5 protein-coding genes are annotated in these 11,569 nt (G+C 68.0%); all 5 read left to right on the top strand.

Features of this window, described 5'->3' with window-relative positions; all coding sequences use genetic code 11:
- Positions 1-132: 132 nt before the first annotated feature.
- The 5 genes from pglW to ACFWTE_RS03565 all read left to right on the top strand — a co-directional run bounded on the left by pglW (position 133) and on the right by ACFWTE_RS03565 (position 11,569).
- On the top strand, positions 133-4,404 hold the full coding sequence (gene pglW / locus ACFWTE_RS03545) for a BREX system serine/threonine kinase PglW (RefSeq protein WP_378777614.1): 4,272 nt from the start codon (positions 133-135) through the stop codon (positions 4,402-4,404).
- A 246-nt stretch (positions 4,405-4,650) separates the two neighbouring features.
- Positions 4,651-6,768 (top strand): AAA family ATPase, encoded by a 2,118-nt coding sequence (locus ACFWTE_RS03550; protein ID WP_378777616.1) that lies wholly within the window; start codon positions 4,651-4,653, stop codon positions 6,766-6,768.
- Entirely contained in the window at positions 6,765-8,663 is a 1,899-nt protein-coding gene (locus tag ACFWTE_RS03555) for a UvrD-helicase domain-containing protein (RefSeq protein ID WP_378777618.1), read from the top strand. Before ACFWTE_RS03550 ends, ACFWTE_RS03555 begins: the two co-directional genes overlap by 4 nt.
- 597 nt (positions 8,664-9,260) lie before the next feature.
- On the top strand, positions 9,261-9,650 hold the full coding sequence (locus ACFWTE_RS03560) for a hypothetical protein (protein ID WP_378777620.1): 390 nt from the start codon (positions 9,261-9,263) through the stop codon (positions 9,648-9,650).
- Positions 9,647-11,569, top strand: a complete 1,923-nt coding sequence (locus ACFWTE_RS03565; RefSeq protein WP_378777622.1) for an RDD family protein — start codon at positions 9,647-9,649, stop codon at positions 11,567-11,569. Before ACFWTE_RS03560 ends, ACFWTE_RS03565 begins: the two co-directional genes overlap by 4 nt.

Raw genomic sequence — 11,569 nt, forward strand, 5'->3', positions numbered from 1 at the left:
CGGCATGGTCCCGCGGTTGGGGTCGTGGCAGGTGAGCGCACTTCGGGACCAAGGGCACCTGGTCGCGTACCGCCGGACCCCTATGCTGGGTGGGCAGTCGAGCAGGCACAGAACTGGACAGGGAGCCGCTGGATGGCCGACCGATGGTGGGGCAAGCCCTCGGAGTTCCCCTGGGAGCAGTCCGCGCTGGAGCACGTACGGGAGCACTTTCCCGACCGTGAGCCCTACCGCGCCTGGCAGGGGTTCACCTTCACCTCCCGCAACCACCGCATCCGCGAGTGCGACCTGTTCGCCGTGACCCCCACGGGTGCCTTCCTCATCGAGATCAAGAGCCACCCCGGGCGGGCCGCCAACCGGGGCGGTGACTGGACCTTCGACCACGGCCGCCGCCGGACCGTGACCAACCCGCTGCACCTGACCGATCAGAAGGCCAAGGAACTCAAGGGCCGTCTCATCGAGGCCGCGGACCGGCTTGAACTGCGCAACATCAAAGTCCCCTTCATCAAGGCCGCGGTCTTCCTCTCGGCGGAGGACCTCGTCTGCGCCTTCGACGAGATCCAGCGCGTGGAGGTCTACGGCCGCGAGGGGATCGAGGACCAGACCACCCTGCCGGGGATCTGGAGCGGGCTGGTCAGCCGTCCGCACAGCACGGTCAACCCGGGCTTCCTGAAGAACGTCACCCGCCTCATGCAGGAGATCGGCGCCCAGCCGATGGACCGCGAGCTCTCGCTGGGGACCTACACCCTGGAGAAGCGCTCCTCGGAGAGCGGCCCGACCTGGACCGACTACAGGGCCAGGCACCCTCAGCTGGGCAGCGACCGCACCCGTGTGCGGGTCTACCACTACGGTGACGCCCCGGGGGAGGACGAGCGCAAGTCCGTCGAGCGCGCCGCCAAGCGCGAGTACATGTCGTTGGAGGGCATCTCCCACGAGGGCATCGTCAAGGCCGAGTACTTCGATGTCCTGGACAACCTCGGGCCGGCGATCGCCTTCCGCCACCCCTCCTCCTGGCAGCGGCTCGACCACTTCATGGCCGAGCGCGGTGCGGACCTGGACATCGACACGCGGTTGGAGATGGTGCGCCAACTCGCCGATGCGGTCAACCACGCCCACCGCAACCGCCTCTTCCACCGCGCGCTGGCGGCCCGCAGCGTGTGGGTGGAGATGGACGGTGCCTACCCCCGGCTGCGTATCGCCGACTGGCAGGTCGCCTCCCGCGAGAACATCCGGCTGCGCAGCAGCGGCGGGCACACCGCCCATGCCCCCGGGCGGGGATCGGCGACCGAACACCTCGGTGAGGCGCTCGGAGAGCGCGTTCTGGCCGCGCACGTGGAGGCCGCGGCCCAGGCATACCTGGCCCCCGAGTTCCCCGACTACGGGGGCAGGGCAGCCACCCAGGACATCTTCGGCCTCGGCGCCCTGACCTACCTCGTCTTCACGGGCAGGGCCCCGGGCCGCGACCGCCGCGAGATGAGCCAGCAGATCCACGACTACGGCTGCCTCACCCCGGCGGCGGTCAGCGACGACGTCACCCCCCAGATGGACACCCTCGTCCGGGACGCCACCCACCGGCTCCCCGGTGACCGGATGCCCACGGTGCAGGCGTTCCTGCGCATGCTCGACGAGGTCGAGGAGTTCCTGACCCTTCCCGAGGTCAAGACCGACCCCCTCACGGCCAGACGCGGCGACGAGATCGAGCAGGGGTGGAAGGTCCAGGAGGTCCTCGGCAAGGGCGCCACCTCCCGGGCGCTCCTCATGCGGGGGCCGCGGGACGAGGAGGTCGTCTACAAGGTCGCCCTGGACACCGACACGGCCGCCACCTCCCTGCGCGGTGAGGCGGAGACCCTCCAGGCCGTGGGTTCGAGCACGCGGATCGTGGCGCTGGCCCCCATGGGCCCGGAGCGGGACACCGGTGTGCGCAGGATCGGCGAGCGCACGGTCCTGCCACTGGAGCGCGCGGGCGAGAGCACCCTCGCCGACTACCTGTCCAGGCAGGGAGCCCTCGCCACCGGCGAACTGCTCCGTTTCGGACAGCACCTGTTCGACGCGGTGGAGCACCTGGAGGACAAGGAGGTCCTGCACCGCGACATCAAACCCGCCAACCTCGGCGTGCGCGAGATGCGCAAGCAGGGCCGGGCGCTGGTGCTCTTCGACTTCTCCCTGTCGAAGGCCTCGACACGCAACACCCGCGCCGGAACCCGCGGCTACCTCGACCCCTTCCTCGGTGAGGACCGCCCCTACGACGGGCAAGCCGAACGCTACGCGCTGGCCGTGACCCTGCACGAGATGGCCACCGGCGACCTTCCAGTGTGGGACGAGGACGGGCTCGACCCCGAGTTCCTGGCGGCCGACGTCGAACTGCCCGCGCTGGCGGAGGACGCCTTCCCGGAGCAGAACCGCACCGCTCTGGCCACTTTCTTCCACCGCGCGCTGCACCGCCGTCCGGAGAGGCGCTTCGGCGGCCTGGACGAGATGCGCCGCGCGTGGGAGGCCCTCTTCCACGCCGGCGCCGCCACCGAGGCGGTGGTGGAGGACGAGGAGACCCGCAGGCGCAACGCCGAGAACGCGAGCCTGGACACGGCGCTGCACCTGGCCGGACTGACACCCCTGGCCCTGGACACCGCCACCCGCGTACTGGGCTGCCACACGGTCGGTGAGCTGCTCACCCGGCCCGTCGCGGAGCTGCGCCGCCTGCGCGGGGTCTCCTACACCACCCGCAACGAACTGGTGAAGGCGGTGACCGACTGGCGCAAGCGTCTGGACGCCGCCGAGTACGCGGTCTCCGTGCGCGCCAAGCTCGCACGTGACGCGGGCGAGGAGGAGAAGCGCGCGGCCACCCTGGACCAGGTGATCCGCCAGTTCATCCCCGCGACCACCGACGCCAACAGCGAGTGGGTGCGGGTGGTGCGCGAACTGGTCGGTATCCCCGAGAACTCCGCCGCGCGCACGGGTGGGTGGCCCACGCACCGCGAGGTCGCCGCGAGCCTGGGACTGTCGCAGCCGCTGGTGGACCAGGCACTGGCACGGGCCTTCGCCTACTGGTCCAAGAGCGCTTCGCTCCTGGGCCCGGTCCGTGACGACGTCGTGGAGATCCTGTCCCGCAACGGCCGGGTCCGCGAGGTTGGCCAGATCGCGGCGGAGCTGTTGAACCTTCGGGGCACCAGCCTGGACGGGGACGCGCGCCGCGCCTACGCCCTGGCCGCGGTGCGGGTGGCCGTCGAGTGCGAGGAGCGCAGGAACACCGAGCCCCGCTTCCTCGTCCGCCGCTACGCCAGGTCGGTGCTGGCCGCCCAGATCGTCGACGGCGATCCGCTGGTGCCGGTGGAGGACGACCTGTTCGACCACGCGGCGCAGCTCGGCTGCAGGGCCGACGAGCTGGTGGACCTGGGCCCGCGCGACCCGCTGCCCACCCCCGCCGCCGTGCGTGAGGCGCTGCGCGGGGTCCAGGCCCCCTTGGGCATGGACCCGTTCACCGACACCGGCCTGGTGCAGCTGGCCTCGGCGGCCTCCCGCAACGCCGAGTTCACCCCCCGGTTGGAACTCTACCCGGCGGACCTGGACCTGGAGCGCGCACTGCAGATCACGCAGGCCGTCGGCTACCTGGGCGAGCCGGGTATCACCCCCAAGCAGGTCCGCGACCGGGTGCGGGCGCGCTTCCCCGCGCTGCCCAGCCCGAGCGACGACCAGCTGTGGAAGCTGCTCGTCAGCAAGCACAGGAAGCTTCAGCGGCGCGAGGCCGAGGGCACCTGGTTCTGGTACCTGGAACCGGAACTCACCACGATCCGCCCCTCCACCCACACCGGTCACCACCACCGTCCCGGGCAGGTCGACACCGCCTCCGCGCAGGCATGGACCCGCCTGGAGTCGGCTGTCGAGCGGGGCGGCTACCGCGCGGTCAAGGCGTGGATGACCGATACCGAACGCAGCGCCGAAGCGCTGGGGCGCACCCCCGGTGTGGTGCCCTTCGACGTCTCCGCCGCGTTCGTGGCGGTCGTGGACGAGCTGATCGACGCCTCGGGCGGGCGCCCCTCCTGGGAGGTCGTGCTCGAGGCCGACAACAGCCGCCCGGTCTACTTCGACCGGATGCTGGGCGAGGTGTTCCGGCGTCTGGGCGAGCGGGTGCGCGCCGCGGGCGCGCAGGCTCCCGGAGGCGACGGCGTGGTGCTGCTGTACCGGGCCACGCCCCTGGCCCGCTACGCGCCCGGCCGCGCACTGCTGAGCACGCTGGCGCAGGAGGCGCGCGAGTCGGGCACCGGTCCGCGCGGGCTGTGGCTGCTGTGCCCCATGCGCGGCCCGCAGAGCGCGGCGACCCTTGACGGCCACCCTGCGGGGATCATCGCCGATGCCGAGCAGGTCCTGCTCCCGCGCGGCTTCGCCGCCCCCGAGGCGGCGCTGGCCTCCTGACATTCTCGGACAGGGGGACCCGGTCGGGCGACAACCTGGCCGGGTTCCTTCTCTGTCCATATCTGCATATATAAGATCTCAATGCCTTCATTGTCCGAATTGGAAATTTGTGCGGGCTACTCGAAACTATGTGCGCTGAATGTTTGGTGGGGGTAGCATAGTCGGCATTCCTCGCTTTTCCTTCTCCTCTTCTGCTGTGCGCGAGTTGTCGTGCGTGCTCGGCCATCTCATCCTGCGAAGGTGTACATGCGGATCAAGACCGTTCGAGTCGAGAACTTTCGGCGTCTTCGCCAAGTCAAGATCGACCTGGATGAGAGCGCGACCGTGTGTGTGGGGGCGAACAACAGCGGCAAGACCTCGATCACGCACATCTTCCGTTCGTTCTTCGTGGAGAAGGCGCGGGACCTGACTTTCTACGACTTCAACTCCGGTTGCTGGGACGACTTCTCCAGCATCGACGAAGGCGCGGATTTTCCGGTGATCCGACTGGACCTGCTCCTGGAGGTGGAGAAGGAGGACTGGTACCGCGTCATCGAGATGATGTCGTTCCAGGACCTGGACCAGGACATCGGCCAGGTGGCACTGAGGATGGAGTTCGGTCCCAAGGAAGGTCCCGGTGGACTCCTGGCGGCCTTCAGGGAGGCTCGACAGAAGGCGAGGCACACCACGCGGAAGGCGAAGTCGGAGAAGAGGTGGAGGAAGGGGGTGTACTCCCCTTGGCCCGAGGACATGCGCGACTACCTCGACAAGAGGTTGCGGGATTCCTACGCGCTGAGCTACCACGTGATCGATCCGAGGAGCTTCGACCGCGACGAGTGCCGGGACGAGGACGTCGTCGGTCCACTCACCGACAATCCGACCGCGGCACAGCGCTTCCTCGACAGCCTCGTTCGCGTGGACATGGTCGACGCCCAGCGCTTCCTCTCGGACGACCCCACCTCCAAAGGGCTCGACCTGTCACGACACGTGTCCAAGTTCCTGCGGCGCAACATCGACCCGGGCGAGGTCAACCACGCCGCACTGCAGGCGATGCGGATGTCGGAGCGGGGGGCCGAAGACTATCTTCAGGAGAAGCTCAAGGACACCTTCGACGAACTGAACGACAGCTCCGACGACCGGATGGACAACCTGCGTCTGGTCGTGCGCAGCCGCGTCGACAACGACAGCCTCATCATGGACAGCGCGTCGATCCACGTGTCCTCCACGGGCGTCGACGGCAGGCAGCTCGAACTGCCGGAACGCTACAACGGGCTCGGTTACAAGAACTACCTCTACATGATCCTCGAGGTCATCGGCATGCACCGGGCGTGGACCAGGGCCGAGGAGGACAGGGCGGTCATCCATCTGGTGGTGATCGAGGAGCCCGAGGCGCACATGCACCCGCAGCTGCAGCAGGCGTTCCTTAACGTCGTCAGGGCATGCGTGAGGAAGAACGCGACGACTGGTTTCCATACGCAGATCATCGTGACCACGCACTCGCCCAACATCATCTATGACACCTCCTTCGGCCCCATCAGGTACTTCCGGCGTATCTCCGAGACTGCGGGGGCTCCCGCGACCCAGGTGCGTGACCTGTCCCGGTTGAACGTGGAGAACGACGAGACGAACTTCCTGCGGCGCTTCCTGAAGTTGACCAACTGCCACCTGTTCTTCGCTGACGCGGTGGTGCTCGTCGAAGGTGACGCGGAGCGGATTCTGCTGCCGCTGATGATCGAGAACCATGCCCGGAACCTCTCTCGCCTGACCCGGGCGCACATCTCCTACCTGGAGGTCGGTGGATCCCATGCCTTCAGGTTCGAACCCCTGGTGGAATTCCTGGGGCTGCCGGCACTGATCATCACCGACCTGGACAGCGTGGACCCGGGCCAGAACAGGAAGGCGTGTACCGCCGGCACGCAGGATGCGGTCACGAACAACCAGACGCTCATCCAATGGTTGCCGAAGAAGAAGAGCGTGCAGGAGCTGTGGGCGGCCACCGCTGCGGAGAGGACCGGCGTCTACGGCGCGGGCGAGACCTCGTCGGCGGTGTGGGTGGCCTACCAGACACCTCAGGCGTTCATGTGGCAGGGAGTGCCGGGCACGGCGAGCGGGAGGACTCTCGAGGACGCCATGATCCTGGAGAACCTCGCGTGGGTGGAAAAGAACGGTAAGGACGAGATTCCGCTCAAGCTGGACAGCGATATGTCGCATGGCGAAGTGGTCGGGAAGGTTCACACGTTCGTCCGTAACCTGTCCGGCAGCAAGACCAACCTGGCACTGACGTTCTTCGACCTGTTCGCCAAGGAGAAGTGGACCACCCCTCATTACATCGACGAGGGTCTGGTGTGGCTCAACACCCAGCTCGATCGGGAGGCGGACCTGTGAGCGGGCGCCTTCACCGCAAGGACACCCGCGCCGACACCGAGATCCGCGAGGTCCTTGACTCTTCGACCAAGGGTGGTTTCGTGGTCATCGCCGGAGCCGGGTCGGGTAAGACGACATCACTGGTCAAGGCACTCGGGCACATCAGCCGCGTCCATGGACCCGACCTGCGTGCCCGGGGACGCAGGATCGCCTGTATCACCTACACGAACGTCGCGGTGGAGGAGATCCGCAAGGACGTCGGCCATGACAGCCTCTTCTTCGTCTCGACCATCCACAGCTTCCTGTGGGAGATCGCCAAGCCCTTCCAACATGCGATAGCACGGTGGGTTCGCCAGGAGATCACCCGGCGCGTGGCCAAGAACCCGCTGGACGATCTCCAGGAGGCCCTCGAGCGGCTGGACACCCTGAACCCGCGATTCACCTACGAATCGGGGCGGAACTTCGCCCGAGGTGTGCTCGGCCACAGCGACATCACCCGCCTCGTGCCCTGGCTGATCGAGGAGTACCCGAATCTGGCCACCATGACCGCGCAGTCCTTCCCCTACATCCTGGTCGACGAAAGTCAGGACACCACCCGCAATGTGGTCGACGCGCTCAAGACCATCGAACGGCTCGAGCGCGGGAACGTCTGTGTCGGATTCTTCGGGGACCCGATGCAGCAGATCTACACGGGCGGAGCCGGGATCATCGAGGGGGACGAAGGGGCGGACTGGACCACCATCAGGAAGAAGGAGAACTGGCGCTGCCCGGATCGTGTCCTGCACGTCATCAACGGCATCCGTGCGGCCTCACCGCGTGACGGCGGGCTTCAACAGATACCGGGCAGGAAGCCGGGGGTGAGGCCACATCCGGGCTTCGCGGACCTGTTCGTCCTCCCCTCGGACGGGGACGACGACGCCCAGGTGGCCAGGGTTCGTGAATTCCTCGCTCAGAGTCAGAACGACGACGAGTGGCGGGCCGGAACCGAAGGCACGGATCTCAGGATCCTGGTGCTGGAGCACCGACTCGCCGCTGAGCGAATGGGGTTCGCCGATCTGCACGGGGCCTTCGCCAAGGGAAAGAGCGCAGAGGTGAAGGACGGCTTCCGAGAGGGAACCCACTGGAGCCTCGCGCCGTTCATGAAGCGGATCCTCCCCCTGGTCGAGGCGGTGGAGGGAGAGGAAGGGATGACGGCGCTGGCGATACTGCGCGAGTCCGCTCCCCGCCTCCGGGCCTTCTTGGATGGGAAGGACTCGGCGGAGGCCCTCACCGAGGTGAAGCGCGACACCGATGAACTGGTCTCACTCATGAAACACGGTAGCGGGAAGACCGTCGGGCAGGTATTGAGCCATGTGGTGCACACCAAGCTCATCCCGTTCGATCTTCGGCTCCGTCCCCACCTGTTGCGTGCGGTCGACTCCGAAGGACTGGACCGGGTGCCCGTGGAAGAAGGGGAGTTCGCCCCGGAAGCGCCGACGCGGGAGAAACAGGAGGTCATGCGCGCGGTGATGGACGCCTACCTCGCCTGCCCGGTCGATCAGGTCAGGGCTTACCGCGACTACATCACCGGCCAGTCGCCGTACGAGACCCAGCAGGGAGTGAAGGGGGCCGAGTTCGAGCGGGTCATGGTCCTGGTGGATGCCGAACGGAGCCGTCACCCCGATTTCTCCTACGCGAAGTTCTTCGGCCTGCGCGAAACCAGCGACACGGACCGCAGGAACGAGGAGGCGGGCAAGGACTACGCCGTCGACCGGACCCGACGGCTTTTCTACGTGGGCTGCTCGCGAGCGACCCGGTCGCTGGCCGTGGTGCTGTTCACCGAGGAGCCGGAGAAAGCGCTTGATCTGCTGCGCCAGGACGACGGGAGCCCTTTCCCTTACGACAGCGTGCATGGGATCGGTGATCTGGAGGCGTAGGAGGTCTTATGGCGGACGAAGCACGGATGATCGAGGAGGCTGGGCCGGTCAGCCCGCTGCCTGACGGTGTCCGTGCCGTGGTTCGCTGTTCCGAATACGGCGGGTGTCCACCGCGACCGTGCCCCGAGTGTCACCCGGGGGGTCACGGGCTGGCCGCCTCGGGTTCGGCCAACGGCACCGTGCGGGTGTGGGACGCCGACATGCCCCTGGAGGAGCTGGCGCGGCGGCGCACCTTCCAAATACTGACACCGCAGGAGCGGCGCCGCGCGCACCTGCTCGCGGTCGGTGAGGAGTAGGGGCGGCGCCAGTAGACCCGGGTGACCTCGCGGACCTCGGTGGAGACCAGGTAGTCGTCGGGGTCCAGAGCCAGCGCCTGGCGCTCGAAGGATTTGCAGTACCGGCTTCTACCTGCTGGAACTGCGCGCAGGCCATGCCCAGGCTCTCCCAGAGGTCGGACTCGGCCGAGTGCTCCCCTCGTTCCGGGCGGTCTCGATACCGGTGGCGGATTCGCATCGACTGCATATAGGTGCAAACTGGTATTTAGTGGACGTTTCGCGCGCGGAGTGTTTCACACCGCGCCGGGGGAGGAGCGGTCCGGTGGACACGTCAGTGAGGGTCCTGGTCACGGAGGGGGAGTCGCCCCCTGACCGCGTGGACGAGATGACCCGCCAGCTCAGACGCGAACTGCTCCAGCTCGACGTGGACGACGTCGTACCGCCCCGAGGGGACAAGGCCCCACCCGGCTCACGCGGTTGGGACATGGCGGAGACCGGGGCGCTGCTGGTCACCCTGGGCCAGTCCGCCACCGCACTGCGTGCGGTCATCGACGCCGTCAGGAACTGGAGGGCCCGCTGCAGGGAGCGCCCGACCATCCGGCTGGTGATCGACGGTGACGTCCTGGAGATCTCCGAAGCCACCCCGGACCAGGCCGCGCGGTCGTTCGAGCTCTTCGCCGGCCGCCACTCCTCCACCGGGGGCACGTCATGAACGGCGTCCGGCACGCCCTGATCGTCGCCACCGACTTCTACCAGGACGACGGCCTGGCGCACCTGAAGTCGCCGGGCCAGGACGCTGTGGTCCTGGCCGACGTGCTGCGCGATCCGCAGATCGGCGGGTTCGAGGTCGAGGTGCTGCGCAACGAGCCCGTGCACGTGCTGCGCAGGCGCGTGGAGGACTTCTTCTCCGACCGGCACCGTGAAGACTCGCTTCTCCTGCACTTCTCGTGCCACGGGCTGAAGAACGACTCCGGAGAACTCCACTTCGCCACCGTTGACACCCTGCCCCAGAGGCTGTCCTCGACCGCGGTCTCCGCGGACTTCGTCCACAGGTGCATGACCGAGGGGAGGGCGCGCAACGCCATCCTCTTCCTCGACTGCTGCTACGGCGGCGCGTACATGACGGGCATGGGCACCCGCGCGGCCGGGAACGCGAACGTTTTCGACTCCTTCACCGCAGAGGGGTTCGGCAGCGGACAAGGGTGGGCGGTGCTCACCGCCTCCAACGCCATGGAGTACTCCTTCGAGGGCACGGAGCTGGCCGACGACCACCAGGTACGGGCCTCGGTGTTCACCCGTGTGCTCGCCGAAGGACTGACCTCCGGCGAGGCGGACCTGGACGCCGACGGGCGCGTGTCGATCAACGAGCTGTACGACTACCTCTACGACCAGGTCCGCCAAGAGAACCCGCACCAGCCGCCCAGCCGCCGCATCGAACTGCAGGGTGACGTCTACCTGGCCCACAGCAAGCGGAGCAGGACCGATGGGGAGGGTCTGCCGGAGGCGCTGAGGTTCGCGGTCGCGAGCCCCGACGTGTTCACCCGGCGCGGTTCGGTACCCGAGCTTCGGGACCGCTTGCAGAGTTCGGACAGGGAGACCGCGGAGGTGGCGTGCCAGGCGCTCCGCGGGCTGGTGCGCAACGACATCAGGTCGATCGCGGAGGAGGCGTCCCACGCCCTGGACGAGGTGGCGGTACGCTCCTCGCCGAGGTCGCTGGACTTCGGACGCATCGTCCAGAACTCTCCCGCGCCGCACCGCAGGGTCCAGCTCCTCGGCCCCGCATTGGCACACGAGTGCGTCCCGTACCCGCTGGAGCCCTGGATTCACGTGGCGGAGGAGCCGGACGGGCTGGACGTGTCCGTCGACACGGCGCGGCCGGGCAGGTGGGAGGGCTCCCTCTCGCTCGAGGGCAGGGCCGGGGACTCCGTGATGCCCGTCCGCGCGGAAGTGGTACCCGCTCCGGTGCCTGCGGAGCCCGTTCCCTCACCGGCACCGCGTTCGGCCGGGGACGGCAGGGTGCCGGTCACCGCACCAACGCCACCCGTGTCCCTTGGCCCACCACCTGTGCGTCGATCAGCGGGCGGAACCGCCTCCGGGCCTGTGGCTCCCGGACCACGGGCCCCCGACCCCGGCCTGAGGGTTACGCCGGTGACGCCCACCTCACGGCTGTTTGCCGGCTTCGGGGTGAGACTGGCAGCGCGGTTCATCGACTACACCCTGGTGCTGCTCTTCGCTGTGGTGGCGGTCTTCGCCGTGGTGCTGGTCGCGGCGGTCCTGGCCGCCCCGGACAGCTCCATGGACACGCTGGCTGACATCCTCTTGGTGCTGTTCTTCCTGGGGTGGGGCGTGTTGCTCTTCTTCTACGACTGGATCTTCCTGCGGCACCTGGGTGCGACCTTCGGCAAGATGCTCCTGCGGATCAGGGTGGTGAACGCCGCTGACGGCGGGGAGCTGAGCCACCGGCAGGCGGCGGGCAGAGCCGCGGTTTTCGGGCTGCCGCAGACGATCCCGCTCCTGGGGCAGTTAGTGGTCTTCTTCGAGTCGCTCGCCGCACAGACCGATTCGCGTGAACAGGCTCTGCACGACAGGTGGGCGGGGACCGTGGTGGTCCGGGTCCAGGGTCGAGAGTGA

The organism is Nocardiopsis sp. NPDC058631, from assembly GCF_042716955.1.
Classification (GTDB): domain Bacteria; phylum Actinomycetota; class Actinomycetes; order Streptosporangiales; family Streptosporangiaceae; genus Nocardiopsis.

Coding starts and splice junctions, on each gene's coding strand:
- pglW (WP_378777614.1), top strand. CDS start 133: ATGGCCGACCGATGGTGGGGCAAGCCCTCGGAGTTCCCCTGGGAGCAG.
- ACFWTE_RS03550 (WP_378777616.1), top strand. CDS start 4,651: ATGCGGATCAAGACCGTTCGAGTCGAGAACTTTCGGCGTCTTCGCCAA.
- ACFWTE_RS03565 (WP_378777622.1), top strand. CDS start 9,647: ATGAACGGCGTCCGGCACGCCCTGATCGTCGCCACCGACTTCTACCAG.